This window comes from Frigoribacterium sp. CFBP 8759, from assembly GCF_014841655.1.
Lineage (GTDB): Bacteria > Actinomycetota > Actinomycetes > Actinomycetales > Microbacteriaceae > Frigoribacterium.
This window is the reverse complement of sequence record NZ_JACYUH010000003.1, coordinates 144,276-169,272: the sequence shown is the minus strand read 5'-3', so window position 1 is coordinate 169,272 and position 24,997 is coordinate 144,276. Positions and strand designations below refer to the sequence as shown.

At 72.3% G+C, this 24,997-nt stretch carries 23 protein-coding genes and 2 tRNA genes; 7 read left to right on the top strand and 18 right to left on the bottom strand.

What is annotated here, in order from left to right; genetic code table 11:
* Window positions 1–70: 70 nt before the first annotated feature.
* From IFT79_RS10895 to IFT79_RS10865, 7 genes are all read right to left on the bottom strand, one after another.
* Window positions 71–832 carry a glycosyltransferase gene (locus tag IFT79_RS10895; protein WP_192124175.1) on the bottom strand — a complete coding sequence of 254 codons (762 nt, stop codon included), beginning with the start codon at window positions 830–832 and terminating at the stop codon, window positions 71–73.
* Window positions 829–2,247, bottom strand: coding sequence for a PIG-L family deacetylase (locus tag IFT79_RS10890; protein ID WP_192124173.1), 1,419 nt, complete (start codon window positions 2,245–2,247; stop codon window positions 829–831). Before IFT79_RS10890 ends, IFT79_RS10895 begins: the two co-directional genes overlap by 4 nt.
* Complete coding sequence (locus IFT79_RS10885; RefSeq protein WP_249407981.1) at window positions 2,241–3,425, bottom strand: acyl-CoA dehydrogenase family protein; 1,185 nt, start codon at window positions 3,423–3,425, stop codon at window positions 2,241–2,243. Before IFT79_RS10885 ends, IFT79_RS10890 begins: the two co-directional genes overlap by 7 nt.
* 82 nt (window positions 3,426–3,507) lie before the next feature.
* The gene (locus IFT79_RS10880) at window positions 3,508–3,840 is read right to left on the bottom strand and encodes a hypothetical protein (protein WP_159825077.1); all 333 of its coding nucleotides are present in this window, start codon (window positions 3,838–3,840) and stop codon (window positions 3,508–3,510) included.
* A 165-nt stretch (window positions 3,841–4,005) separates the two neighbouring features.
* A tRNA-Ser gene (locus IFT79_RS10875) sits at window positions 4,006–4,095 on the bottom strand.
* A gap of 479 nt (window positions 4,096–4,574) precedes the next feature.
* Window positions 4,575–5,957 carry an LCP family glycopolymer transferase gene (locus IFT79_RS10870; RefSeq protein ID WP_173151891.1) on the bottom strand — a complete coding sequence of 461 codons (1,383 nt, stop codon included), beginning with the start codon at window positions 5,955–5,957 and terminating at the stop codon, window positions 4,575–4,577.
* A gap of 141 nt (window positions 5,958–6,098) precedes the next feature.
* Complete coding sequence (locus IFT79_RS10865) at window positions 6,099–7,307, bottom strand: glycoside hydrolase family 6 protein (RefSeq protein WP_173151893.1); 1,209 nt, start codon at window positions 7,305–7,307, stop codon at window positions 6,099–6,101.
* 301 nt (window positions 7,308–7,608) lie between these two features.
* On the opposite strand from IFT79_RS10865, the gene IFT79_RS10860 reads away from it, so the two are divergent.
* The gene (locus IFT79_RS10860; RefSeq protein ID WP_056047292.1) at window positions 7,609–7,908 is read left to right on the top strand and encodes a hypothetical protein; all 300 of its coding nucleotides are present in this window, start codon (window positions 7,609–7,611) and stop codon (window positions 7,906–7,908) included.
* Window positions 7,909–8,044: 136 nt separating this feature from the next.
* Here IFT79_RS10860 and IFT79_RS10855 read toward each other — a convergent pair.
* The 3 genes from IFT79_RS10855 to serS form a co-directional block, all read right to left on the bottom strand.
* A tRNA-Ser gene (locus IFT79_RS10855) sits at window positions 8,045–8,132 on the bottom strand.
* Window positions 8,133–8,250: 118 nt separating this feature from the next.
* On the bottom strand, window positions 8,251–9,105 hold the full coding sequence (locus IFT79_RS10850; RefSeq protein WP_236556913.1) for an HAD family hydrolase: 855 nt from the start codon (window positions 9,103–9,105) through the stop codon (window positions 8,251–8,253).
* On the bottom strand, window positions 9,102–10,367 hold the full coding sequence (serS, locus tag IFT79_RS10845; RefSeq protein WP_192124171.1) for a serine--tRNA ligase: 1,266 nt from the start codon (window positions 10,365–10,367) through the stop codon (window positions 9,102–9,104). The genes IFT79_RS10850 and serS overlap by 4 nt, the downstream gene beginning before the upstream one ends.
* 98 nt (window positions 10,368–10,465) lie before the next feature.
* On the opposite strand from serS, the gene IFT79_RS10840 reads away from it, so the two are divergent.
* Window positions 10,466–11,491 (top strand): diacylglycerol/lipid kinase family protein, encoded by a 1,026-nt coding sequence (locus IFT79_RS10840; protein WP_159825874.1) that lies wholly within the window; start codon window positions 10,466–10,468, stop codon window positions 11,489–11,491.
* Between the two features lie 51 nt (window positions 11,492–11,542).
* Here IFT79_RS10840 and pheA read toward each other — a convergent pair whose 3' ends face one another.
* Window positions 11,543–12,496, bottom strand: a complete 954-nt coding sequence (gene pheA, locus IFT79_RS10835; protein WP_159825873.1) for a prephenate dehydratase — start codon at window positions 12,494–12,496, stop codon at window positions 11,543–11,545.
* Between the two features lie 69 nt (window positions 12,497–12,565).
* On the opposite strand from pheA, the gene pgm reads away from it, so the two are divergent.
* On the top strand, window positions 12,566–14,185 hold the full coding sequence (gene pgm / locus IFT79_RS10830) for a phosphoglucomutase (alpha-D-glucose-1,6-bisphosphate-dependent) (RefSeq protein WP_056047304.1): 1,620 nt from the start codon (window positions 12,566–12,568) through the stop codon (window positions 14,183–14,185).
* A gap of 135 nt (window positions 14,186–14,320) precedes the next feature.
* Here pgm and IFT79_RS10825 read toward each other — a convergent pair whose 3' ends face one another.
* Window positions 14,321–15,130, bottom strand: coding sequence for a M15 family metallopeptidase (locus IFT79_RS10825; RefSeq protein ID WP_159825871.1), 810 nt, complete (start codon window positions 15,128–15,130; stop codon window positions 14,321–14,323).
* A gap of 137 nt (window positions 15,131–15,267) precedes the next feature.
* Between IFT79_RS10825 and IFT79_RS10820 the strand changes: the two genes are divergently transcribed.
* From IFT79_RS10820 to IFT79_RS10810, 3 genes are all read left to right on the top strand, one after another.
* Window positions 15,268–17,097 carry an MDR family MFS transporter gene (locus tag IFT79_RS10820; protein ID WP_249407980.1) on the top strand — a complete coding sequence of 610 codons (1,830 nt, stop codon included), beginning with the start codon at window positions 15,268–15,270 and terminating at the stop codon, window positions 17,095–17,097.
* A 397-nt stretch (window positions 17,098–17,494) separates the two neighbouring features.
* Complete coding sequence (locus IFT79_RS10815; protein ID WP_192124169.1) at window positions 17,495–18,097, top strand: MarR family winged helix-turn-helix transcriptional regulator; 603 nt, start codon at window positions 17,495–17,497, stop codon at window positions 18,095–18,097.
* Window positions 18,098–18,247: 150 nt separating this feature from the next.
* Complete coding sequence (locus IFT79_RS10810) at window positions 18,248–18,418, top strand: hypothetical protein (RefSeq protein WP_157485415.1); 171 nt, start codon at window positions 18,248–18,250, stop codon at window positions 18,416–18,418.
* A 114-nt stretch (window positions 18,419–18,532) separates the two neighbouring features.
* On the opposite strand, the gene IFT79_RS10805 is transcribed toward IFT79_RS10810, so the two are convergent.
* Complete coding sequence (locus IFT79_RS10805; protein WP_159825869.1) at window positions 18,533–19,393, bottom strand: DNA-methyltransferase; 861 nt, start codon at window positions 19,391–19,393, stop codon at window positions 18,533–18,535.
* Between the two features lie 71 nt (window positions 19,394–19,464).
* On the opposite strand from IFT79_RS10805, the gene IFT79_RS10800 reads away from it, so the two are divergent.
* Window positions 19,465–19,749, top strand: a complete 285-nt coding sequence (locus IFT79_RS10800; protein ID WP_056047314.1) for a GNAT family N-acetyltransferase — start codon at window positions 19,465–19,467, stop codon at window positions 19,747–19,749.
* A 93-nt stretch (window positions 19,750–19,842) separates the two neighbouring features.
* On the opposite strand, the gene IFT79_RS10795 is transcribed toward IFT79_RS10800, so the two are convergent.
* The 5 genes from IFT79_RS10795 to IFT79_RS10775 all read right to left on the bottom strand — a co-directional run bounded on the left by IFT79_RS10795 (window position 19,843) and on the right by IFT79_RS10775 (window position 24,990).
* On the bottom strand, window positions 19,843–20,892 hold the full coding sequence (locus IFT79_RS10795) for a lipoate--protein ligase family protein (RefSeq protein WP_056047318.1): 1,050 nt from the start codon (window positions 20,890–20,892) through the stop codon (window positions 19,843–19,845).
* 9 nt (window positions 20,893–20,901) lie between these two features.
* Complete coding sequence (locus tag IFT79_RS10790; protein WP_056047320.1) at window positions 20,902–21,777, bottom strand: alpha/beta fold hydrolase; 876 nt, start codon at window positions 21,775–21,777, stop codon at window positions 20,902–20,904.
* 72 nt (window positions 21,778–21,849) lie between these two features.
* A complete protein-coding gene (locus IFT79_RS10785; RefSeq protein ID WP_192124166.1) occupies window positions 21,850–22,488 on the bottom strand; it encodes a PepSY domain-containing protein in 639 nt (212 codons plus the stop codon).
* 230 nt (window positions 22,489–22,718) lie between these two features.
* Entirely contained in the window at window positions 22,719–24,320 is a 1,602-nt protein-coding gene (locus tag IFT79_RS10780; RefSeq protein WP_342211825.1) for a HAMP domain-containing sensor histidine kinase, read from the bottom strand.
* Window positions 24,313–24,990: a response regulator transcription factor gene (locus IFT79_RS10775; protein ID WP_056047329.1), complete on the bottom strand. Its 678-nt coding sequence runs from the start codon at window positions 24,988–24,990 to the stop codon at window positions 24,313–24,315. Before IFT79_RS10775 ends, IFT79_RS10780 begins: the two co-directional genes overlap by 8 nt.
* Window positions 24,991–24,997 lie beyond the last annotated feature (7 nt).

Genomic DNA, 24,997 nt, shown 5'->3' with positions numbered 1-24,997 from the left:
ACGCGGTGCCGTGCACGAAACGCGGTGCGACACGCTGGGCTCGCGACGAGGAGGCGCGGTGCCGGCCTCGTCAGGCCAGCAGGTCCACGGCGAGGTAGCCGGCGTAGCCGCCCGACGTGCGTCCGTCGCGCCGTCCCGAGGTCAGCACCTCGCCGACGTCCGAGGCGACGAGTGTCGCGCCGGCGTCGCGCAGCCGGTCGACGAGGACGTTGTCCTCGTGCAGGTCGACGGGCGCGAACCCGCCGACGGACCGGTACGACGACGCCCGCACCCCGAGGTTGGCGCCGTGCACGTGACCGTTCGGCCGTCCGGGCGTGTGCCGGGCCGTCCAGGCCGCGATCTGCCGCGGCGAGAGGTCGGCGAAGTCCGGGCGCACGGTCCCGATCACGACGTCGGCGCCCGAGGCGGCCCGGTCGAGCTGGTCGTCGATCCAGCCCGGCGGCACGACCGAGTCGGCGTCGGTGCAGGCGAGCCACACCGCGTCGAGCGGCAGGTCGTCCGAGGGCGCGCCGAGTTCGTCCAGGGCGACGTCGACGCCGACGGCCCGTGCGACGCCGACCCCGCGGGCCTCGATCTCGACGACGGTCACGCGGGCGTGCGCACGAGCGGCCGCCACCGTCCCGTCGGTGCAGGCGTCGGCCACGAGGACGACGACGACCCGCACCTCCGGATGGGTCCTGGCCGTGTGCCGCCGCGCGACGTCGACGCCGTCGAGGGCGCGCGAGACGAGTTCCTCCTCGTCGTGCGCGGGGACGACGACCGCGACGGCCCGCACGGGGCGGGCCGGGGTCGGGGCCGGGGCCGGGGTCGGTCGGGCGGGCGCGTCGCTCATCGCAGGCCCGTCCGCTGGGCGACCGACCGGGGGTCGCGCGAGAAGACGTCGAGCACGAAGTCGCCCTCGACGTGGTGCGAGACCCGGTGGAGGCGCGGGTCGGCGCCCAGCCGGGCGTGGACGTCGTCCGCGCCCTGCCGGAAGTCCCCCTCGGGCTGCGTCCAGTGGCAGGCCACGACGTCGCCGTCGTCGGCCAGACCGTCGACGATCGAGTCCACCAACCGCCCGAACGCCTCCGGGGCCAGGTAGTAGCCGACCTCGCTGAGCACGACGAGGTCGAAGGTGCCCGACGGGTAGTCGGCGGCGGCGTCGGCCTGCTCGACCGTGACGTGCGGCAGGTTCGCGAGCCGCTCGCGAGCGGCCTGCACGGCGACCGACGACACGTCGAGGGCCAGCAGGCGGTCCGCCGCGGGGGCCAGGTCGCCCGTCAGCACGCCGATCGAGCAGCCCACCTCGAGCACGCGGCCGTAGCGCTCACGCGGCAGCGACGCCACGGTGAGGGCGCGCTTGCGGCGCTCGTACCAGCGCGTCGTGACCCGCCACGGGTCGGCGCGGCGGGCGTGCGTCCGGTCGAACGTCGCCTCGGTCGCCGGGACCGACGCCGCAGTGCCCGCGCCCTGGCCGCCCGCGTCCTGGCCGTCCGCCTGCGACCCGGCCACGACGAAGACCTCGCGCCCGCGGGTGAAGTGCCGCTCGAACACCGGGTGCAGCACGGGTGCGTCCTCGGGTGCGGTCGAGAGGGGTCGGCGCTGCGAGACGTACGCCGCGAGGGCCGAGCGCTTCGCGGCGTCGGCGACGGCGTCCAGGGACGACAGCCGCAGGGACGGCCAGGGCACGTCGGGATGGTCGGGCGAACCCCAGTGCCACAGCCAGATCGGGTACTCGAGCACCGTCGTGCCGGCCTGGTCCGCCTCGGCCGCCAGCTCGGCGGCGATCTCGCCGAGCACGCGATGGTCCCGATGTCCGTCGCCGCGCCAGGGCGCGACGAGCAGGCCACCGGGCCCGGGCATCAGGGGACGCAGCCGCTCGGTGATCTCGGCTCGGGCCTCGCGGACCGTCCCGTCGGCGATGCTCCAGTGCACCAGCTCGACGGCGTGACCCAGCAGGTCGACCGCGACCCGCGCCTCCTCGGCCCGCGTCGCGACGAGGTCCTCGGCGCTCGTGGTCGAGCCGGGGTGCGAGGCCGCGCCGTCGGTCACCACGACGACCGTGACCGGGATGCCGCGGGCGGCCGCGTGGGCGATGAGCCCGCCGGCGCCGAGGGTCTCGTCGTCGGGGTGGGCGGCCAGCACGACGACGCTCGACGCGCTGGTCGGGACGACGGCGCCGTCGAGCGGCGGCAGGTCGAGGAGGCGCGGGTCGGCCTCCCAGGTCTCGACCGGAGTCCCCGGCGCGCGACCGTCGAAGCTCACCACGTGGGACGACCGTCGGCCACGGCCCGACGCAGGACCGTCTGGCCGAGCGACGCGTCGTCGCGTTCGCCGTGGTGCTGGCGGAGGTAGAGCTCGAGGTCGGCGACGCGCTTGGCGTGGGCCGCGTCGGTCGCGAGCGGGGCCGGGCCGAGGGCACGAGACGCCCGCGCGAGCACCTCGTCGCAGGCGTGGGCGACGGTCCCGCGGACGCGCTTGGCCAGCAGCCGCCCGGCGTCACCGGTCGCCTCACCGGCGTCGACGAGGTCGGCGGCCTCGACCAGCGCCCGGCGGGCGTCGGCCAGTCGCGTGTCGACGAGGCCGAGGGCCTGCAGGAGGTGCGGGTCGGCAGGGCGCTCCGGCGTGCGCGACGAGGCGGTCACCGCCGCGGCCAGCAGCGTGCGGGCCACGCCGACCGCGCCGCCGTACCAGCACGCCGCGACGCCGATCCCGCCCCACGAGAAGCCGGGACGCTCGAGGTACCACCCGGGAGCGCCGACCTCGCGTGCCTCGACGTCGTCGAAGTCGACCGGGCCGGAGGGGATCTCGACGAGGCCCCTGGCGTGCCAGGCGTCCGCCGTCACGGTCACGCCCGCCTGACGGAGGTCGACCGAGAACAGCCGACGCTCGTCTCCGACCCAGGCGGTGACGAGCGCGCCGTCGAGGGTGCCCGCCAGGGAGCACCAGGGCTTCGTGCCGGCCAGCGACCACGGACCCGACCCGTCCGGGCCCCGGGTCGCCATCAGACGGACGCCGGGCCCCTCGGCGGCGAACACGCCCCAGGTGAACGGGTCGGCGGTCCGAGCGCGCGGGGGGACGGAGGAGCGGTCGCCGTCGTCCTCGTCGGACAGGGTCTCGATGGCGGTCGCGGCGCCGGCCTCGGCGTGCTGGTCGAGGATGGCGAGGGCGTCGAGGTGCGGTTCGGCCGCTCGCGCCGCTCCGAGATCGTGCGCGGCGAGCGTCGCCAGGGCCTGCCAGAGGTCGGCCGTCGAGCCCAGTCCGGGCAGGGCCCCGTGTCGACCGAGCTCGACGGCGAGGTCGAGTGCGTCGCCCACCGAGGGCGCCGGACGGGACCGCAGCCCCTCGACGACGAGAGCGGTGGCCGTCCCGACGACCGGACCCGCGCCTCCCAGGGTGACCGGCTCGATGGGGTCGGTCGAGCGCGCGGGCGCGGAGGGACTCATGGTCTCGACGCTAGTCGGTCGTCCGATCGAGCGTGGGGGTTGACAACGGGGTGGACGACAGGCGTCGGGCAGTGCGGGAGGCTCAGAACTCGTCGCTGTCGAGCGGGATGCGCTCGGCCGCTTCGGCGGTCTGGGGCTCGATTCCGCGGAGGCGGCCGATGCGCCCCTCGATGTCGTCGACCAGGGCGTCGTCGTCGATCTCGGCCTCGTCGGTCTGCTCTTCGGAGACCAGCATCTGGCTGGCGGGACCGAGCAGCACCTGGAACCGCTGGTGCACCCCGCCACGATCCATGCCGGGCAGGTCGACCATGTCGGACTTGTTCTGCATCGCCAGCGCTCGCGCGTACTCGACGACGGCCGCCGCGATCGCGTCGCCGGTGACCAGGTACTCGTCGGTGTAGTGGATGCGTTTCACCCGTGGTTCTCCCTGCAGTCGAGACGACTCGTCGTCACCGATCACGCTACGCGCGACGGGGCGGGAAGGCCCCGTGCCGGGCGACGTCGGTGGGCCCTCGAGCGGGCAGAAGAAAAGCCACCCCGGAACATCTCTGGCGAGAGAGAGAACCGACGTGGCTTTCCGCGGAGCCGGTGGGATTTGAACCCACGGTTCCCACAAAGGGAACTCCACCTTAGCAGGGTGGTGCACTAGGCCGAACTATGCGACGGCTCCATGCGGCTCGCAAGCGAACGCGCAGGGACAAGCATAGCGGCCCGGAGGCCAGATGCCGAACCGGGGCCCGGCGCCGGTCGGACGTCCGGCCGGGACGGGCGTGGACAGAACCACCCGTGCCCCACCCGCTCTGGGGGGCGTGATCGGCTTGTCGGCATTTGTGCCGACACATAGAGTACCCCTGACGCCGACGACGGCCGAGGGGCCGGGGCCCGACAGCACGGGCCCGTTCACCCTTGCCGAACACGCCCCCCGACGGTCGCCGCGTCACGTGCCCCACCATCGAGCGCCGCACCCGAACGGCTGCGCCCGAGGGGCTCGCCGCCGGCACCGACGCCGGCCTCCACACCCCCCACGGTGCCGCACCCCTGATCCCGGCATCGCGGGGTTCTCATGCGTGCCGGTTCGGGCCGCCGCTTGAGGTCACCGGTCGTCCCGGCGAGCTGGTTACTCGCCGGGGCGACTTCTCGGCGGAGCGCCTAGTTCGAGCCGAACGCCACCGAGCAGGTCTGGTCGGCCGCCGTCTGGCCGGTGAGGCCCTCGATGACCTCGGTCGTCGGAGGCGTGGTCGCCGCCCCCGCGCCCGGGTCGGTGGGTGCCGCCGTGTCGGCCGGAGCAGCGGTCTGGGCGGGAGCAGCCGTCTCGGCCGGAGCGGCCGGGGCCTGGGTCGCCGCCGAACCGTCACCCGTGCCGGTGTTCTCGGAGCCGATGCCGGTGCTGCCCTCGGGGATCGAGAACGGGACGTCGTTCGCGATCGCGTCGAAGAGCTGGGTCGCCACGGCCTCGTCGGGCTGCACCTTGTTCTCGTAGACGCCCGACCCTCCGGTCGTGCCGGGGTACTGGACGAAGTTGACGGCGTCGAGCGGCAGGTCCCGGAGCGCGAGACCGATCTGCACCATGGTGTCGATCTTGGTCAGCTGGTCGGACAGGGTCATGTTGCTCGCCGCGGCGCGGGCCAACGAGTAGAGCTTCGTGGGGTTGCTGAGGGTGTCGGCGCTCTTCACCGTCCGCAACAGCGACGAGAGGTAGACCTGCTGGCTGCTGATGCGGCCGAGGTCGGACCCGTCGCCCACGCCGTGGCGGGTGCGCAGGAAGGCCAGGGCGTCGGCACCCGAGAGCACGGTCTCGCCGGCCGGGATGTCGAGACCCGTGTAGCGGTCCTTGATGGGCGTGGCGGCACAGACGGGGACGCCGCCGATGGCGTTCGACATCTCGATGACGCCGTTGAACGAGATCATGCCCGCGAAGGGGATGTCGAGACCGGTCAGGCTCGAGACGGTCGAGGCGACGCAGCTCAGCCCGCCGTACGAGTAGGCCTCGTTGATGGGTCGGGCCGACATCGCCGAGTAGTACCCCGAGCCGTCCTCCTTCGCGCACGACGGGATCGGCACGACCATGTCGCGGGGGATGCTGACGGCGGTCGCGTTGGTGTGGTCGGCCGACACGTGGAGCAGGATGTTGACGTCGTTCAGGGTCGCGTCCCGCTCGCCGAACGCCCCCTGGTCCTGGCTGGCGTCGTTGTCGGTCCCGACGACGAGGATGTTGAAGCCGCCTTCGTACTCGCTGATCGACGGCGGAGCGGGCTTCGTGGTCTCGCCCTGGGCCGCCTGCAGCTCGACCCCGTCACCGAGGTCGCTGCGCACCTGGTACGCCGCGATGGCGCCGACCGAGGCTCCGCTCACGAGCAGGACGGCCACCGAGGCGGCCACCACCTTCGTGACGGCCCGCACCGCGCCTCCGCTCTTGAGCCGGCCGTGTCGGGCGACTCCCGTCGTCGCGGGGGCGGAACGGCGTCCGGAGGCGGTCGCCTCGGGTCGGGCAGCTCGTCGGCCACGGCCGGATCGGTCGCGAAGGTCGCTCACGCGGTGTCCTCTCGGTCATCGAGGGCGACCCTCGCTCGCGCGGCCTCGGGATCGTTCGAGGATCGAGCGGGCAGAAGGGCACCGTTCGGTGTACGGGCAGATGGAGATACTACCCAGGCGGTCCTGGGCCGCTGCCGGGACTCAGCCGGTCGCACGGTTCGCGACGAGCTGGACGGCGTACGAGGCGTGCCACTTGCCGGCGGCCGGTCCCCCGTTGCACTCGCCGTCGCTCGCCCCGGGCGTCTTGATCCAGAGCAGGGCGTCGAGCTTCGTCGTGCCGGTCTGCACCGAGGGCACGACCCCCAGGCCGGCCCCGGGCGCGTTGCACCACGTGCCCTTCCAGCCGCGACCGTTGCGCGACGTGTCGATCACGTACCGTGCGCCTCCCGTCGCCAGCGACACCTTCTCGGCGTAGGCACGCTCGGATTCGACCGGGTAGTAGTTCGACACGTTGGTCGCGAAGCCGCGCGCGCGGTCGACACCGGCCGCCTTGAGGCGCGCGGCCATGGTCTGCGGCGGCACCCAGTTCGAGTTGCCGGCGTCGAGGTAGGCGGGGACGCCCGCGTCCGCCAGGGTCGCGACCGCGGAGGCGATGGTGGCCTCCCGCCCGCTCGTCTGCTCGGGGCAGTTGCTGATGAGCGTGAGGGCGTCGGGCTCGACGACCACGACGACCCGGTGGCCCGCCAGCCGCGAGGCGACGAGGGAGTTCCAGCGCAGGTACGCCGCGTTGTCGGCCGATCCACCCGCCGAGTGGCTGCCACAGTCACGGTTCGGGATGTTGTACGTGACGAACAAGGGGGTCGCGCCTACCTTCTCCGCGGCGGCGACGGTGCCGTCGATCTTCTTCACGAGCTGGGCGTCGGTCAGCCAGCTGCCGAGCCAGGTCGCCACCGGCTGCTTCGAGATCGTGCGGGCCGCCGCGGCCTCGGCGGTCCGGCCCTCGGACGTCAGCGTGGTCGCGGCGCGCGCCGCCTCACCGGCGGGGTCGACGTACAGACCGCCCCGGAACAGCGTCGTGGTGGGCGTGGTGCGGATGGTCTGCGAGACCGCGGCGGGCGTCGTCACCGTGGGGACCGACGGGACCGACGTCGAGGCCGGGTCGGGCGACACGGGCGACCCGGTCGACCCGCGCTCCCCGCGCGAGGTGAAGGCGGCGATGGCTCGCTCGGCCGACTTGGACGACCGTGCGGGCGGGCTCGACGCCGTGGTCGGCGAGGCCGTGACCGAGGTCGACGAGGGGGCGACGGGGGCCGCGTGCGCTCGCGCGGGAGCGACCGCGAGGCCGGCCGTCAGGGCGACGGCGACGCCGAGGACGACGGCGGCGCGGGTCGTCGGGGTCATGTGGGTCATGGCTGGGGTCCTGGTGTCGAGGGGCCCGGGCGGTGTTCGGCCCACCCGGGGTGCCGACCGGTGCGGGACCGCAACGGGGGGCTCGATCAGTGCAACACGGGGGTGCCTCGGCGTTCAGTCCCTGTTCGGGGGGACGGAGCGTTCCACTTCGGGGGCCACGGGGGTCGGAGAGGGCCTCTGGCGGGGTTCCGGGCACGGCACCCGAGGAGGTCGTCACGGCGGCCCTCGCGGCGGCCGACCTGGGAGACTGGACGGGCGGTCGCGGACGCTCCCGCGCGCGCACCAGGCCCGGGAGGACCACATGAACGGCGAGACCAACCGAGACGCGTGGCGGGACTCCGTCGAGACCTGGCTCAAGGGCGACGAGCGCAACGACGTCTTCGACGGCTACCTCGACTGGTACCGCGCGCCGGTGATGGCCGACACCGACGACTGGACCCGCGACTTCTTCGTGCTGCCGGCCGTCGGTTCGGACGTGCTGCACAAGCACGCGGGCTTCGTCGACGGCGACGCCGCCGTCTCGGTCGACGACACCACCTGGCGCGACCTCAGCACCCTGATCGGCGAGGCCTTCGCGACCTACGCCGCCGCTAAGGCCTAGGAGGCACGGGTCGCGTCATCTGCGGAAGGCGCGACCCGACTGGCGGAGGGCGTGGGATTCGAACCCCGCGGCGCGCCAGCGACGCGTCCGCCCGGTCGGCGCCCTCCAGGGCGCGGTGCGGAACGCGTAACCCGACTGGCGGAGGGCGTGGGATTCGAACCCACGAGACATCTCTGCCCACTTGTTTTCAAGACAAGCTCCATCGGCCGCTCGGACAGCCCTCCCGGTGGCCGGGCGAGCTACGCCGCCACGATGTGATCACTGCACCACATCTAAACGTGGCGTCGTGTTCATGTCGTGGCGGGATGCACGCATCGGGCAACCGGGGCCGAGTCTACCGGCTCAGAGCGTCGCGAGCACCTCGGCGAGCCCGTCGTCCAGGTCGCTCGACGTCTGCTCGCTGGCCACCGCGGCGACGTCGTCGGGCGCCTGGCCCATGGCCACCCCGCGACCCTCGGCCGCGGCCCAACGCAGCATGTCGATGTCGTTGCGCCCGTCGCCGGCGGCCAGGACCTGCGACCGTGGCACGTCGAGCCACTGCCGCACGCGCTCGAGGGCGGTCGCCTTCGTGACGCCGTCCGGGGCGATGTCGAGCCAGGCCGTCCAGCCGACGTTGTAGTTCACGTGCTGGAGGCCCATGCGCTCGACGGCTGTGAGGAAGTCCTCGGTGTCGTGGTCGGGCGAGACGACGACCACGCGGGTCGCCGGCCGGCCGACGAGGTCGTCGAACTCGACCTTCTCGGCGTTCAGTGCCGCCGCCGCGGCGGGGAACGACCCGCAGTACCGCAGCAGCCCCTCTTGGTCTTCGACGGCGTACCCGGCCCCCGCGTCGGCCAGGGCCTCGCGGATCGTCGACAGCACCTGGGTCGGGTCGAACTCCTCGACGTGCACGCGGCGGTACCCCGTCGGGGCCGACTCGTCACGGCCCAGGGTGATCGCACCGTTCGCGCAGACGACGTAGTCCGAGACGAGACCGAGACGCTCCATGACGGGGAGCGTCATCGACACCGATCGTCCGGTCGCGATCATGACCTGGTGGCCCTGGTCGTGGAGGCGCGTGATCTCGCCGAGGACGGCCTCGGAGATGGTGCCGTCCTCGGGCATGATCGTGCCGTCGACGTCGAGCGCGACCAGCCAGCGGTCGGCGGCGGCCACGGGCTCGTCGCCGGGCCGGGGTGCGGCGGCGGCCTGGCTCACGCGACCGGCTCGATGACCTCGAGGCCACCGAGGTAGCCGCGCAGCGCCTCGGGCACGACCACCGAGCCGTCGGCCTGCTGGTGCGTCTCGAGGATCGCGACGAGCCACCGCGTGGTCGCGAGGGTGCCGTTGAGCGTCGCGACGGGGGCCGTCTTGCCGCTCTCGGTGCGGTAGCGGGTGTCGAGGCGGCGGGCCTGGAAGGTGGTGCAGTTCGACGTGCTGCTCAGCTCGCGGTAGGTGCCCTGCGTCGGCACCCAGGCCTCGATGTCGAACTTGCGTGCGGCGCTCGAACCGAGGTCGCCGGCGGCGACGTCGATGACGCGGTAGGTGAGGCCGAGGGCCTGCAGCATGCTCTCCTGGAACCCGACGAGGGCGTCGTGCTCGGCCTCTGCCTGGTCGGGGTGCACGTAGCTGAACATCTCGAGCTTGTTGAACTGGTGCACGCGCAGGATGCCCCGGTTGTCCTTGCCGGCGGCCCCGGCCTCGCGGCGATAGCAGGTCGACCAGCCGGCGTAGCGGATCGGGCCCGCCTCGACGTCGAGGATCTCGTCGGAGTGGTAGCCGGCGAGCGCGACCTCGCTCGTGCCGGTCAGGTAGAGGTCGTCGGCGGGCAGGTGGTAGACCTCGTCGGCGTGGGAGCCCAGGAACCCGGTGCCGGCCATGACCTCGGGTCGCACCAGCGTCGGGGTGATCAGCGGCGTGAAGTCGTTCTGCAGGGCGAGGTCGAGGGCCATGTTCATCAGGCCGAGCTCGAGGCGGGCACCGATGCCGCGCAGGAAGTAGAAGCGCGAGCCCGAGACCTTGGTGCCGCGCTTGATGTCGATCGCGCCGAGCTTCTCGCCGAGGTCGGCGTGGTCGAGGGCCTCGAAGTCGAAGGAGGGGCGGGTGCCGTACTCACGAAGCGTCACGAAGTTCTCTTCGCCGCCCGAGGGCACGCCGTCGATGATCAGGTTGCCGATGCCGCGCGCGGCCGCGTCGAAGACCGCATCGGCCTCGTTCGAGGCGGCCTGCGCCTCCTTCACGCGGGCGGCGAGCTGCTGCGCCTGCGCGACCAGGGCCTTCTTCTCGTCTTTCGGCGCCTTGGCGACGGTCTTGCCGAAGGCGTTCTGCTCGGCGCGCAGGTCTTCGAAGGCGGCGATCGCCGCGCGGCGGGCCTGGTCGGCCGCCACCGCGTCGTCGACCAGCGACTCGGAGTCGCCCCGGGCCCGCTGGCTCTGCTTGACGAGGTCGGGGGATTCACGAAGCAACTGGGGATCGATCACCCGCCCATCCTAAGCAACGGCACCCGCGCGGCCGACGTTCTGCACAGAGCCTTCGCCTTCCCGTTACCTGACGGGGGTGCGTCCAATACGCTCGCCCCATGACCGCCACCTCCCCCTCCCCCGCCGAGCACGCCTCGGCATCCGAGCCCGAGACGGCTCGCCAGACCGCCGCGGTCGTCTACAACCCGATCAAGGTCGACCTCGACGCCATCAAGACGGCCGTCGGGCGCCACGAGTTCTCGAACGGCTGGGCCCCCACGACGTTCTACGAGACCAGCAAGGAAGACCCGGGCGGCGAGGTGACGAAGCAGGCCCTCGCCGAGGGCGTCGACATGGTGATCGCCGCGGGGGGCGACGGCACGGTGCGTGCCGTGGCCGAGGCCCTGCAGGGCACCGACGCGTCCCTCGCCCTGCTGCCCTCGGGCACGGGCAACCTGTTGGCCCGCAACCTCGAGCTCTCGCTCGACAACCTCGACGACTCGATCGCGACGGCGTTCAGCGGTCGCGACCGTGACATCGACCTCGGCGTCGTCGACGTCGAGCGTGAGGACGGCTCGCGCGAGACCAAGGCGTTCGTCGTCATGGCGGGCGTCGGCCTCGACGCGAAGATGCTCGCGAACACCAACGACGAGCTGAAGAAGCGCGTCGGGTGGCTCGCCTACGTCGACGCCATCGCCCGCGCGCTCCGCGACGACAACAAGATCGACGTCCGGTACGAGCTCGACGACCAGGGCCGCAAGTCGATGCGCGCCCACACGATCATCGTCGGCAACTGCGGCCTGCTGCCCGCCAACATCATGCTGCTGCCCGACGCGGCGATCGACGACGGCATCTTCGACATCGTCGCCCTGCGCCCCGAGGGCTTCTTCGGCTGGGTGCAGATCTGGGTCAAGATTGTGTGGGAGAACGGCGTCATGCGCCGCACCCAGGTCGGCCGCCGCATCCTCGCCGCCAACAGCCGCGAGGTGCGCACCCTGCGCTACAACAAGGGCAAGAAGCTCGTGGTCCGCCTCGACTCCCCCCAGGACTTCGAGATCGACGGCGACTCCGTCGGCAAGGTCGTCGCCCTGCGTGCGGTCGTCGACCCGGGCGGCCTGACCGTCCGCGTGCCGGCCGACGCCTGATCGGCACGGGCGGCCGGCCGAGCGAGGCCGGTCGTCAGCGCAGGCCGCTGATCAGCGCAGGCCGCTGATCAACCCGCGCAACCACTCGCGGGCGTCGACGAAGGCCTCGTCGTCGTACCGCGGCGAGACCTCGGCCGGGGCGCCGTCGGCACGAGGGTACGACCCGAGGAACATCACGCTCGGGCTGAAGCGCTTCAGCCCGAGCAGGGCGTCGGCCACGCGTTCGTCGAGCACGTGCCCCTCGAGGTCGATGACGAACCGATAGCGCCCGAGGGCGTCGCCGATCGGTCGCGACTGGATGAGGCTGAGGTTGATGCCGCGGGTCGCGAACTGCTCGAGCATGTCGACCAGGGCCCCCGAGCCGTCGGCCGGCAGCTCGACGATCAGGCTGGTCTTGTCGGCACCGGTCGCGGGCGGCACGGGCACCGTCCGGCTGACCAGCACGAAGCGCGTGACGGCCTGGTCGTTGTCGCCGATCTCGCGGGCGAGCACCTCGAGGTCGTGGTGGTCGGTGATGCCGGGAGGCGCGACCGCGGCGTCCGCGGAGCCCCCGGCGCCGCCCGGCTCGAGCAGCGAGGCGGCGGCGGCCACGTTCGACGAGGCCGGCAGGTGACCGTGGCCGGGCAGGTTGCGTTCGAGCCAGCGGTGGGTCTGCGCGTAGGCGACCGGGTGCGCGTTGACGACCCGCACCTCCTCGATGCGGGTGCCCGGCCGGGCGACGAGCACGAAGTTGACGCGCACCAGGTACTCGCCGACGATGCGGAGGCCCGGCACCGTGGCGAGGGCGTCCTGCGTCGCACTGACCCCGCCCTCGACGCTGTTCTCGATCGCGATCATCGCGGCCGTGCTGACGCCCGAGACGACGTCGGCCAGGGCCTCGCCGACGTTGTTGACGCTCTTCCAGGTGGCCCCGACGGCCTCGGGCACCTGCTTGAGCGCCGCCTCGGTGAACGTGCCCGCGGGCCCGAGGTAGCTGTAGGTCGTCGAGGAGGCGCGGGTCGGCATGACGAGGAGCCTACTGAGAGCCGCCCGGGCACCGCGACGAAGGTCGGCGGCGGGTGCCAGGATGTCCCCATGACCGACCGTGCCGGAACCCCCGCAGAAGCCAGCGACCTGATCGACCCCGAAGAGGTCACGGCCGCGTACTACGAACTCGTCCCCGACGTCGGCGAGGTCGAGCAGAAGGTCGTCTTCGGCACCTCGGGCCACCGCGGGTCCTCGCTCGACGCCGCCTTCAACGAGACCCACATCGCCGCCATCACGCAGGCGATCGTCGAGTACCGCGCGGGTCAGGGCATCACCGGCCCGCTGTTCATCGGGCGCGACACGCACATCCTGAGCGGCCCCGCCGAGCGCACCGCGGTCGAGGTGCTCACCGGCAACGACGTGAAGGTGCTGGCCGACGCCGAGGGCGGCTACGTGCCGACGCCCGCGCTCAGCCACGCGATCCTGGTCTACAACAACGACCCCGCGAACACCGACAAGGCCGACGGCATCGTCGTCACCCCCAGCCACAACCCGCCCCGCGACGGCGGCTTCAAGTACAACCCGCCCCACGGCGGGCCGGCCGACAGCGACGCCACGAACTGGATCGCGAACCGCGCCAACGAGATCATCGCCGCCGGCAACGTCGACGTGAAGCGCGGCGTCGGCACGCCCGGCCGCCACGACTTCCTCCGCGGCTACGTGGGCGACCTCGTCAACATCATCGACATCGACGCCATCAAGAAGGCTGGCGTGAAGATCGGTGCCGACCCGCTCGGTGGCGCGAGCGTCGAGTACTGGGGCGCGATCCGCGACGTCTACGGCCTCGACCTCACCGTCACGAACCCGGGCGTCGACCCCACCTGGCGCTTCATGACGCTCGACTGGGACGGCAAGATCCGCATGGACCCGTCGAGCCCCTCGGCGATGGCCAGCGTCGTGCGCCGTAAGGACGAGTTCGACGTCCTGACCGGCAACGACGCCGACGCCGACCGGCACGGCATCGTCACGCCCGACGGCGGCCTGATGAACCCGAACCACTACCTCGCGGTCGCCATCGACTACCTCTACACGCACCGCCCCGAGTGGCGCGACGACGCGGCCATCGGCAAGACCCTCGTCTCGTCGAGCATCATCGACAAGGTCGCCGAGTCGCACGGGCGTCGCCTGTGGGAGGTCCCGGTCGGGTTCAAGTGGTTCGTCCCCGGGCTGGTGGACGGCTCGGTCGCCTTCGGTGGCGAAGAGAGCGCCGGCGCGTCCTTCCTGCGCAAGGACGGCACCGTCTGGACGACCGACAAGGACGGCATCCTGCTCGCCCTGCTCGCGAGCGAGATCATCGCCGTCACCGGCAAGACCCCCTCGCAGCTCTACGCCGAACTGGTCGAGAAGTACGGCGACCCGGTCTACCAGCGGGTCGACGCGGCGGCGACGAAAGAGCAGAAGACCCGTCTGGGCAAGCTCGACGGCGACGCCATCGAGGCGACCGAGCTCGCGGGCGACCGCATCACGGCCAAGCTCAGCAAGGCTCCGGGCAACGACGCGGCCGTCGGCGGCGTCAAGGTCGTCACCGACAAGGCCTGGTTCGCGGCCCGCCCCAGCGGCACCGAGGACGTCTACAAGATCTACGCCGAGTCGTTCGAGGGCCCCGAGCACCTCGCCCGCGTCCAGGCCGAGGCGAAGACCATCGTCGACGCGGCGCTCGGCGCCTGACCCGCGCCTCCCGCACCGCCCGACGGGCGTGTTCGTGACGGACGGGCGACGTCGGTCGCCCGTGTCCGACGAACACGCCCGTCGTGCGGTTCGCGGGGCGCGCGGCGGGCAGGTGGCGGCGGGCAGGCGGCAGGGTCAGCCCGCGTAGTCGGGGGCGGCCGGGAGGCCGAAGAACTCCTCGAGCGTGGTGACGCCCGTGTCGTGCATCTCGGTGGCGAGGGGCACGCCCACGTACCGGAAATGCCACGGCTCGAAGGTGAAGCCGGTCACGGCGACCTTGTCGGCCGGGTAGCGCAGCAAGAACCCGAAGCGCCACGCGTTGGCCGCCAGCCACGTCCCCTGGGGCGTGTCGCCGAAGCAGGCCTGCAGCGCGCAACTGAGCGGCACGGGGCTGATGTCGAGGGCGAGCCCGGTCTGGTGCTCGCTGAATCCCGGACGGGCGCTCTGTGCATCGGCCTGTGCCTGCCCGAGACGCTGGACCCAGCCGGCGTAGACGCTCACCTGGGTGTCGTACGAGCGGTAGGCGCTCTGCACCTGGAACGCCCCGGCCCCCTCGGCCTCGCCCGCCCGGAACATCTCGACGACCGCGGCAGCCGCCTCGGCGCGGAGGGTCGGCGGGTTCTGGTGCGCCACGTCGGGCGTGACGAGATCGCCGGGGACGTAGTCGACCGGGTCGAGCGCGCGCAGCTTGTCGCTGACGACCCAGAGGCTGGCGGGGTCGTCGACCGACCGGGCCGCCTTGTCGAACGCGGGTGTCGTGGGGGACGTGGGAGGCGCCTCCTCGGTCGGGGTCGGGGTGGGGGTGAGCGTCGGCGAGACGGTCGCGGCCGAGGTGCTCGTGCTCGGCTCGGGCGCGCCCCCCGAGCACGCGGCCAGCAGGCCGGCCGAGAGGACGACGGCCAGGACGGTGGCCGCGGGGTGCGGCAGGGAAGGGCGGCGTGACATCGCGTCGAGCCTAGTCACGAGCAACGGACCGACAGGGACGGACGATCCCTCTTGTTGTCGGATGCTTGCCGGTGAAGTAACTTTGCGTACTGCGCAATTCCTCGTCGCGCCTCCCCCTTCCAGACAGAAGAGACACCATGTCGAGCGCCGCCTCCGCACCCACGACCACGGCCCCCGCCGAGCGCCAGGGCCTGATGACCCACCGCCAGATCCTGTACGTCATCTTCGGCCTGATGGCCGGCATGTTCCTCTCGGCCCTCGACCAGACGATCGTCGGCACCTCGATGCGGACGATCGCGGACGACCTCGACGGGCTCAGCCTGCAGGCCTGGGTGACCACCGCCTACCTGATCGTGTCGACCATCTCGACGCCCATCTACGGCAAGCTCAGCGACATCTTCGGAAGGCGACCGCTCTTCCTGATCGCCATCACGATCTTCTTGCTGGGGTCCGTCGCGGCCGGCTTCTCCGAGAGCATGTACCAGCTCGCCATCTTCCGGGCGATCCAGGGCATGGGCGCCGGCGGCCTCATGGCCCTGCCGCTGACGATCATGGGCGACATCCTGGCCCCGCGTGAGCGCGCGAAGTACCAGGGCTACTTCCTCGCCGTGTTCGGCATCTCGAGCGTCATCGGCCCGCTCGTCGGCGGACTCTTCGCCGGAGCCGACCAGATCCTCTTCGTCACCGGCTGGCGCTGGGTGTTCCTGATCAACGTGCCGATCGGCATCGTGGCGCTGTTCATCGTCGTGCGGTTCTTGCACATCCCGGGCCAGAAGCGTCGCGAGAACGTCCGCATCGACTGGTTCGGCGCCGCCGCCGTCATCGTGGCCGCCGTGCCGTTGCTGCTGGTGGCCGAGCAGGGCCGCACCTGGGGCTGGAGCTCGCCCGGGGCCTTCGCCTGCTACGTCATCGGGGCCGTCGGCATCGTCGCGTTCGTCGTGATCGAGCGATCGATGGGCGACGACGCACTCATCCCGCTGAAGCTGTTCCGCAACCCCACCTTCTCGATGGCGACCGTGCTCGGCGTGCTCGTCGGGTTCGGCATGTTCGGCGCCCTGCTGACGGTTCCGCTGTACCTGCAGCTCGTGAACGGGGCGACCCCGACCGAGAGCGGCTTCCAGATGCTGCCGATGATCGCCGGCCTGATGATCTCGTCGATCGTCGCCGGCCAGCTCATCTCACGGACGGGCAAGTACAAGATCTTCCCGATCACGGGCACGGCGTTCATGGCGGCCGGGTTCTTCTGGTTCACGAACCTCTCGTTCGACAAGCCGTACTGGTTCATGATGGTCGGCATGCTGTTGGTCGGCCTGGGACTCGGACAGCTGATGCAGACCCTGACCATCGCCTCGCAGAACTCGGTCGGGGCCCGCGACATCGGCGTGGCCACGTCGGCGTCGACGTTCTTCCGACAGATCGGCGGGACGCTCGGCACGGCCGTGCTGTTCTCCGTGCTCTTCAGCCGCATCCCCCAGACGATCGCGGACGCCTTCGCCGACTCGAGCCTGCAGGGCCGCGCCCAGGCCGCCCTCGCCGACCAGTCGGTGCTGAGCGACCCGGCGAACGCCGCGATCCTCAAGCTCTACCAGGCGGCCGGAGGCGGCGACACGTCGCAGGTCGGCGGCGCACTCGACGGCAACACGTCGTTCCTCAACACGGCCGACCGCCGTCTCGCCGCGCCGTTCCTCGACGGCTTCGCGAACGCGGCCGTGACGGTCTTCTGGGTCGCCCTGGTGGTGGTGCTCGTGGCCTTCGTGCTGAGCTTCTTCCTCAAGGCCACGCCGCTGCGCCAGAAGTCGGCCATCGACGAGGCAGCCGACGACGCGCGGGCCGCCGTGGCCGCCGACGCCGCACTCGCGGCGCAGGCCGCCGCCGCGCAGACCGGTTCGCTGGTCGCCCCCGACACGGGTTCGATCGACGTCGTGCCCACGGAAGAACGGCGCGGCGACACCTCGTCTCGGCGCTGATCGGGTGCCCGGCGCGACGTTCGCCCGGCACCCGATCCGCTCGAGCTGGTGTCGCGACACGGCAGGTGTCGGGTAGCGTTCCCTCGACGGCGCTTCGGTGCCGAACGGTTCGTCCCGCGTCCGGCGTTCCCTGCCCGTGAAGCTCACGCGGGAGGCGAGACGACCGAAGGCCGCACACCCACGGGGTGTGCGGCCTTTCTCCGTCATGGGACGCCCCACCGAATCGATTCCCTGCGTGAAGCTCTGGTCGACACGGCGGGACGCCTCTGCCCACTCGAGGCGGACATGTCGAGCCTAGGACGGCCACGAGCCGCAGCACAGGGGTTGACAACGAGAAAAACCTGGTCAGCGATGACTTTTTGCTAGACGGACTAGCGACGGGGCTAGACTCCCCCTCATGCCCGATCAGCACGCCACCGCCGCGCCCTTCGACGCGTCCGGCTATTGGTACAGCAGCAGCACCGAAGAGCGCGGCGTCACGGTGTTGAACACCCTCCGCGCCTACCGTGCCGCCGAGGTCGCGATGCGGGCCCGCACCCGCAAGTCGATGAAGATGAACGACACCGACCTCGCCGCCCTGCGGTTCCTGCTCCGGGCCCAACGGCTCGGCGACCCCGTCAGCGCGAAAGAACTGGCCGCCCAGCTGAAGATCACCTCGGCGTCGACGTCGGTGTTGATCAACCGCCTCGTCGCGAGCGGGCACATGCTGCGCCACCCCCACCCGACCGACAAGCGCGGGGTCCTGCTGACTGCCACGGGCGACTCGAACACCGAGGTGCGCGACACCATGGCGGCGATGCACGCTCGCATGATCTCGACGGCCGAGTCGCTCGACGCCGACGAGGCGGCCGTGGTCGTGGGCTTCCTGCAGCGCATGACGGCCGCGATCGAGATCGACGACCACCACGTCGACGGCGATCCGGCCGACCGGGCGGGCACGGGCACGGGCACGGGCACGGGCACGGGCACGGGCACGGGCACGGGCCACCATCCTTCCTAGCCGTTGAGCGAACAACTGGTGAACTGACTAGATCGACTAACCATCGACGTGACAGTCTGACCGCACGGCGCCGATTCACGGCGGTGTCGTGACCGTCCGAAGTCCCACCGTTCCGCCAGGCATCGCAGGGGTGCCAGAGACGAGCCGAACATGACCACGATCGACGTCGCTCGCAGCGACCGCACCACTGCCCGCAGCACCTTCTCCGAGGTGCGCGACACCGCCCGCCAGCGAACGCTGGCCGTCATCGCCACGGCTGCCACCGGCGCGAGCGTCAGCCTCGTCGCCGCCCTGCTCCTCGCGCTCGGCGTCGTGCGATGACGTGCCCGTCGGGCTTCTCCGCCCAGCAGATGCAGGGTCTGACCCACGAGCAACTCGTGTCGTTCGTCCGGGGGTCGGTCACGACGGCCGTCTCGGCCGCCGACCTGCACGCCGTCAGACCGACTCGACCTGCGCCGACGGGAGCCGTCTGCGCATGACGGCCACCGCCTCCTCGTTGCTGTCGACGAGCAGGTAACGACGACCGAGGGCATCCGCCACCGCCCCGGTGGTGCCGCTGCCGGCGAAGAAGTCGAGCACCCAGTCGCCTTCGCGGCTGGAGGCCTGCACGATGCGACGCAACACGCCCTCGGGCTTCTGCGTCGGGTAGCCCGTCTTCTCGCGACCGGTCGGCGACACGATGGTGTGCCACCACACGTCGGTCGGCAGCTTGCCCCGGGCGACCTTCTCGGGCGTGACGAGCCCCGGGGCCATGTACGGCTCGCGGTCGACGCTCGTCGAGTCGAAGTGGTACTTCGTGGGGTCTTTCACGTAGACCAGGATCGTGTCGTGCTTGGTCGGCCACCGGGTGCGGCTCTTGGCGCCGTAGTCGTAGGCCCAGATGATCTCGTTCAGGAAGCAGTCCCGCCCGAACAGGGCGTCGAGCAGCACCTTCGCGTAGTGCGCCTCGCGGTAGTCCAGGTGCAGGTAGAGGGTGCCGTCGGGGGCGAGCAGCCGCCAGGCCTCGGCCAGGCGCGGTTCGAGGAACGACCAGTAGTCCTCGAAGCGGTCGTCGTAGCCCATCAGGTCGCCCCGGATGCGCTCGTACCGCACGCCCTTGAAGCCCGCCACCGAGGTGGTCGAGTCCTCGGCGCTGCGCACGGACGTCGTCGACCGGCGACGCTGCTGCCGCCCGGTGTTGAACGGGGGGTCGAGGTAGACGATCGTGAACCCGCCGTCGGGCAGCTGCGCCGTGACGTCGAGGGCGTCACCGTGGACCACGAGGCTCGGGGAGGCGGTGGTCCAGTCGAGGGGCATCCGACCATTCTGCTGCCTGGCGGGCACCGACACGCGCCCGACTCCCGGCCCGGGGCGCGTAGCGTGTCGGGATGACCACCGAGGTAGAGAACCGCCCCACCCAGAACCAGTACGCCCTCGTCGAGGACGGCGAGACGATCGGCTTCGCGGCCTACGACGTCGCCGGCCACGAGATCCGCTTCACCCACACCGAGATCGACCCCAGCCGACGATCCGCCGGCCTCGGGGCCCGGCTCGTCCAGGGCGCCCTCGACGACGTGCGCGCGAACACCGACCTGCGCGTCGTGCCGGTCTGCCCGTTCGTGGTCGACTTCGTCGAGGACCACGTCGACTACCGCGAGCTGCTCGACCGCTGACCGCGGTGCGGCCGCCGAGGCGACCACGGCGAGACCGCCGAGCCGGACCCCCGGCAGGAGGCGCGGGTCGCCTCGACGGCGCCCCTCACGTGCTCAGGGCACGCGCGCCAGCCACTCGGGCGTCGCGAACTTGGAGGTGACGAGCTGCTCGGCCTTCTCGAGCTCGGCCTCGGTGACGTGCCCTTCGGTCGCCCCGTAGAGGCCGGTGAAGGTCTGCTTGAGCCGCTCGATGATCTCGGCGCGGGACAATCCCGTCTGGCTCCGGAGGGGGTCGACGCGCTTGGCGGCGCTGGTGGTGCCCTTGTCGCTCATCTTCTCGCGGCCGATGCGCAGGACCTTGACCATCTTGTCGCCGTCCATGTCGTACGACATGGTGGCGTGGTGCAGCAGGGCCCCGTTGCCCAGGCGCTTCTGCGCAGCCCCGCCGATCTTGCCCTTGGCGCTGGTGATGTCGTTGAGCGGTTGGTAGAAGGCGTCGATGCCGAGCGACTTGAGCGCGGTGATGACCCATTCGTCGAGGTACGCGTACGAGTCGGCGAAGCTCATGCCCTGCACGAGCTCGCCCGGGGCGTAGAGCGAGTAGGTCACGATCGACTGGGCGTCCATGAACATCGCACCGCCGCCGCTGATGCGGCGCACGACCTCGAAGCCGTGGGTCGAGGCGGCGTCGAGGTCGACCTCGTTCTTCAACGACTGGAAGCTGCCGATGACCACGGCGGGCTGGTCCCACTCCCAGAAGCGGAGCGTGGGCCCGCGGCGGCCCGCTCCGACCTCTTCGGTGAGCACCTGGTCGAGGGCGAGGTGCACGTTGGGCGACACCGGGGCGTCGTGGATGATCTGCCAGTCGTAGTCGCGCCAGTCGGTCGCCTTCGAGAGGCTGCGGCGGATCGCCACGGCGATCGCCTCGGGCGAGAAGCCGAGCAGCACCGCGTCGGCCGGCAGCCCCTGCTTGATCGTCGCCGCGATCGTCGCCGCGTCGGACTCGACCGGCAGGCCGTTCACCGCCCGGTCGACGGCGTCGAGCGCCGTGTCGGGCTCGAGGAAGAAGTCACCGGCGAGACGGAACCCGGCGATGCGCCCCTCTCTGACGTCGAGGTCGACGACCACGAGCTTTCCGCCTGGGACCTTGTACTCACCGTGCATGGTCGCAGCCTATGCCTGGTGCCCCACGCGGTCGTCGAGCCACCGCACCAGGTCGGCGACGACCTCGTCGCGGTTGGTCTCGCGGAACACCTCGTGCCGGGCGCCCTGGTAGACCACGAGCTCGACGTCGCTGAGCCGACTGCGGTTGACGTACGCGTCGGCGAGCTTGCGGGCGCTGGCCTCGCCGCCGAGCGGGTCGTCGTCGCCGACGAGGACGAGCACGGGGAGGTCGCTCGCGAGCCGGGTCGAGGGGCGACCCATCAGCCGCAGCGTGTCGGCCGTGCCGAACAGCTGTCGGGCCGTCGCCTGCACCGACAGGGGGTCGGCAGCCATGGCGTCGACCACGGCCTGGTCCCGGCTGAGCCACTCGTAGCCGGTGTCGCCGAGGTGGGCGTGCCGGGCGTTCAGGTCGCCCGCGTTCATGCTGCCGGGCATGCGGTAGGCCGTGCCGCTCAGCACGACGGCGTCGAACCGGTCGGAGCCCTCGTCGACGAGCTTCTGCGCCATCAACGAGCCCCACGAGTGCCCGAGCAGCACGAGCGGCGAGCCGGGGTTCTCGGAGCGCGCGATGCCCGTCAACCGGACCACCGCCTCCATCGCCCCGCGCAGCCCCGACGGGCCCAGGCGGCCGAGCTTCGTGTGGTCACCGCCCCACTGGCCGAGGCCGGTCTCGCCGTGACCGAGGTGGTCGTTCGCGTAGACCGTGTAGCCGGCCCGCACGAGGTCCTGGGCGAGGTCCTCGTAGCGCAGGGCGTACTCGCCGAGGCCGTGGGCGAGCTGCACCACGGCCTTGGGCGACGCCGCCTTCCAGACGTAGTAGTGCACGGTCACGCCGTGGGCGTCGGTGAACTCGTAGTCGCCTCGGGCGGCGGAGAAGGTGGGCACGGAACCAGTCTCCCATCACGGGGCCCGGCAGGCCTGGCCGGGCCGGGCCTGGCACGGCCGGGCCCCGTCCCGTCAGCGGCGGGCGTCGACGTCCGTGCGCACCACGCCGAACGCCTGGTCGAGGTCGACGTCGACCTCGGTGCCGTCGTCGAGGCGCACGTCGACCTCGTAGGCCACGCCGGTGTCGTCGCTGCGGTCGGCGTCGGTCACCGTGCCCCCACCGGCGGCGGCGAGGGCGGCGGCCGCGGCCCGGTCGTAGTCCGCGCCGGTCAGGTCGTCGTCGCGGGCCGAGTCGTCGAGCCCCGGACCCGCGGCGGGCGTCGGGGTGGCGTCCGACCCGAGCGAGTCGTCGTCGCGGTCGTCGCCGGCGACGGGCGTCGGGGTGGCGCCGGACCCGCGCGAGTCGTCGTCGACGCGGCTCGAGGTGACGGAGTGGTCCCCGTCGAGCAGCACCGTCGCCTCGCGACCGTCGGGCAGGACGACCTCGACCTCGTAGCCGACGAGTCCGTCGTCGAGGGTGTCGACCTCGGTCACGGTGCCGCCGCCGGTCTCGGCGAGCGCCGCCTCCTGGGCCCGGTCGCGGGTCTGCGCGGACACGCCGTCGTCGAGGCCCGAGGCGAGGGCCACGCCGCCGCCGCCCAGCACGAGGACGCCCGCGATTCCGCCGGCGATCAGCAGGGACTTCTTCTTGGTGAGGGTGTTCTTCAGCATGGTTCGCTCCGTTCGTGGGGCCGCCGGGCGGCCGGGTCTGTCGCTCTCTCGAGCTGATGGACCCCACTCTCGCGAGAGGGCACTGAAGCGGTCCTGAAGCGACCTGAAGATCCGTTCAGGAGGCGCGGGTCGCGTGACCGGAGTGGGCGGGTCCACGTGCCCCTCGGCGGGTCGGCGCGCACCCGCCCGGCAGGACGGGAACCCGCCGACCACCCGGTGGGGCGCTCGGGTCAGGCGGGACCGGCGGGGAGGTGGACCACGAACCGGGCACCTCCGAGAGGCGAGGCCGTGACCGACACCGCGCCTCCGTGGACCCTGACGATCTCGCGCACGATGGCGAGCCCCAGTCCGCTTCCGCCCGCGTCGCGGGCGCGGGCCTCGTCGAGGCGCACGAACCGGTCGAACACCCGCTCGCGGTCCGCCTCGGCCACCCCGGCGCCGTCGTCGTCCACGGCGAGGACCACGCCTCCGTCGCGCTCGACGAGGGCCACGGCGACGCGGGCGTCGGCGTGCCGGGCCGCGTTCGCGACGAGGTTGTGCACGACCTGGCCGAGCAGCCCCTCGTCGCCGTCGACGCGAGCCGGGCCGACGGCCGTGGCGTCGACGGCGAGCGGCCCCCGACCGTCGGGACGGGCGACGCCGCGCAGGCGGGCGGTCTCCGACACCACGAGGTCGTCGAGGTCGACCGGGCGGCGCGTCACCCCCAGGGCGCCCTCGTCCGCCCTGGCGAGGACCAACAGGCCCTGCACGAGCGCCGTCAACCGCGCCTCCTCGCCGAGCACGGTGCCGGCCAGGGCCGCGCCGTCGATGCTGCCGGGGTGCAGCAGCGCGACCTCGGCGTGCTGCCGGATGGTGGCGAGCGGCGTCTTCAGCTCGTGCGAGGCGTCGCCGACGAAGCGCCGCTGGGCCGTCGCCGACGAGTCGAGCCGGTCGAGCATCCCGTTCAGCGTGCGGGCGAGGCGGGCGATCTCGTCGCCACCGCCCGGGTCGGGCAACCGGTGCGACAGGCTCTGGGCCGTGACCGTGTCGACCTCGCGGCGCATCGACTCGACCGGGCGCAGGGCACGGCCCACGACGAGCCAGGTGGTGACGCCCAGCACGAGCAGGGCCACCGGGATCGCCACGCCGAGCGTGACGAGACTGGCCGAGGAGGCGGCGCTCGCCTCCTCGAGGGAGCGCGCGGCCACGACGCCGTACCCGGTCGTGACGACCCGGGTGGGGACGGGGGTGGCGACGTCGGTGGAGGACGTGGCGTCGTCGTCCGCCTCGCCGTCGTCGGGGCGCGAGCCGCCCGACCCGGAGTCGGCGTCGGCGTCGTCGTCGTCATCCGTGGGGGTCGGCGTCGGGGTCGGGGTCGACGCGGCCGGCGTCGGCGTCGCGGTGCTCTCGACCCCGACGTCCTCGCGTTCGACGACGAACGCGTCGCCGTCGAGCGAGACCCGGTCCCCCGAACCGGACGACGCGATCGACGAGGCGACGTCGGCGAAGTCGTCGTCGCCTCCCACGGCGAGCACGCGCCCGGACGCGTCGGTCACGACGACCAGGGACCCGTCCGTCTCGCCCGCGACGGCCACGCTCGGCGTCGAACCGATCGCGAGGGCCGACACGGCGCGGTCCACGTCGGCCGAGGCGGCCTGGCGCGGGGCGTCGGCGAGCACGGCCTGTTGCACGAGCGCGAAGACGAGGGCGAACACCCCGAGGGTCAGCGCCACGGCGAGCACGGCGGCCACGGTGATGCGCGACCGCAGCGACGCCCGTCGCACCCGGCGCGGCCCGATGCCGGCGGACGGCCCGGGCCCGGGAGCCGGGCGGCGAGGGGCCCGCTCAGCCACCCCGCGCCTCCAGACGGTAGCCCGCCCCCCGGAGCGTGACGATGGCTTCTCGGCCGAACGGCCGGTCGACCTTGTTGCGCAGGTGACGCACGTACACCTCGACGATGTTGGGGTCGCCCTCGAAGTCGTCGTTCCAGACCCCGTCGAGCACCTCGCGCTTGGTCACGACGCTGCCGGCGTGACGCATGAGGAACTCGAGCACCGCGAACTCGCGGCTCGTGAGCTCGACCTCGACGTCGCCACGGTGGACGCTCCGCGAGGCGGGGTCGACGCGGAGGTCGCCGGCCTCGAGCACCACGGGGCGTTCACGGGCACCGCGGCGGACGAGGGCGCGCAGCCGGGCGAGCAGGACGGCGAAGGAGAACGGTTTGGTGAGGTAGTCGTCGGCGCCGGTGTCGAGGGCCTCGACCTGGTCCCACTCGCCGTCCTTGGCGGTCAACACGATGACGGGGGTCCAGTCGCCTCCCTCGCGCATCGCCCGGCACACGGCGTAGCCGCTCATGCCGGGCAGCATGATGTCGAGGACGACCACGTCGTAGCTGCCCTCACGGGTCCGCCAGAGCCCGTCGGTGCCGGTCGCCGCGACGTCGACCGCGATCCCCTCGGCCTCGAGCCCGAGCCGCAGACCCTCGGCCAGGGTCGCCTGGTCCTCGACGACGAGCACGCGCACGGGGCCT

What these genes read in the sequence shown, in the direction of transcription:
- IFT79_RS10895 (WP_192124175.1), bottom strand. Translation starts at nt 832, where the DNA reads ATGAGCGACGCGCCCGCCCGACCGACCCCGGCCCCGGCCCCGACCCCG.
- IFT79_RS10885 (WP_249407981.1), bottom strand. Translation starts at nt 3,425, where the DNA reads ATGAGTCCCTCCGCGCCCGCGCGCTCGACCGACCCCATCGAGCCGGTC.
- IFT79_RS10865 (WP_173151893.1), bottom strand. Translation starts at nt 7,307, where the DNA reads ATGACCCACATGACCCCGACGACCCGCGCCGCCGTCGTCCTCGGCGTC.
- IFT79_RS10860 (WP_056047292.1), top strand. Translation starts at nt 7,609, where the DNA reads ATGAACGGCGAGACCAACCGAGACGCGTGGCGGGACTCCGTCGAGACC.
- IFT79_RS10840 (WP_159825874.1), top strand. Translation starts at nt 10,466, where the DNA reads ATGACCGCCACCTCCCCCTCCCCCGCCGAGCACGCCTCGGCATCCGAG.
- pheA (WP_159825873.1), bottom strand. Translation starts at nt 12,496, where the DNA reads ATGCCGACCCGCGCCTCCTCGACGACCTACAGCTACCTCGGGCCCGCG.
- pgm (WP_056047304.1), top strand. Translation starts at nt 12,566, where the DNA reads ATGACCGACCGTGCCGGAACCCCCGCAGAAGCCAGCGACCTGATCGAC.
- IFT79_RS10825 (WP_159825871.1), bottom strand. Translation starts at nt 15,130, where the DNA reads ATGTCACGCCGCCCTTCCCTGCCGCACCCCGCGGCCACCGTCCTGGCC.
- IFT79_RS10820 (WP_249407980.1), top strand. Translation starts at nt 15,268, where the DNA reads ATGTCGAGCGCCGCCTCCGCACCCACGACCACGGCCCCCGCCGAGCGC.
- IFT79_RS10815 (WP_192124169.1), top strand. Translation starts at nt 17,495, where the DNA reads ATGCCCGATCAGCACGCCACCGCCGCGCCCTTCGACGCGTCCGGCTAT.
- IFT79_RS10810 (WP_157485415.1), top strand. Translation starts at nt 18,248, where the DNA reads ATGACCACGATCGACGTCGCTCGCAGCGACCGCACCACTGCCCGCAGC.
- IFT79_RS10805 (WP_159825869.1), bottom strand. Translation starts at nt 19,393, where the DNA reads ATGCCCCTCGACTGGACCACCGCCTCCCCGAGCCTCGTGGTCCACGGT.
- IFT79_RS10800 (WP_056047314.1), top strand. Translation starts at nt 19,465, where the DNA reads ATGACCACCGAGGTAGAGAACCGCCCCACCCAGAACCAGTACGCCCTC.
- IFT79_RS10795 (WP_056047318.1), bottom strand. Translation starts at nt 20,892, where the DNA reads ATGCACGGTGAGTACAAGGTCCCAGGCGGAAAGCTCGTGGTCGTCGAC.
- IFT79_RS10785 (WP_192124166.1), bottom strand. Translation starts at nt 22,488, where the DNA reads ATGCTGAAGAACACCCTCACCAAGAAGAAGTCCCTGCTGATCGCCGGC.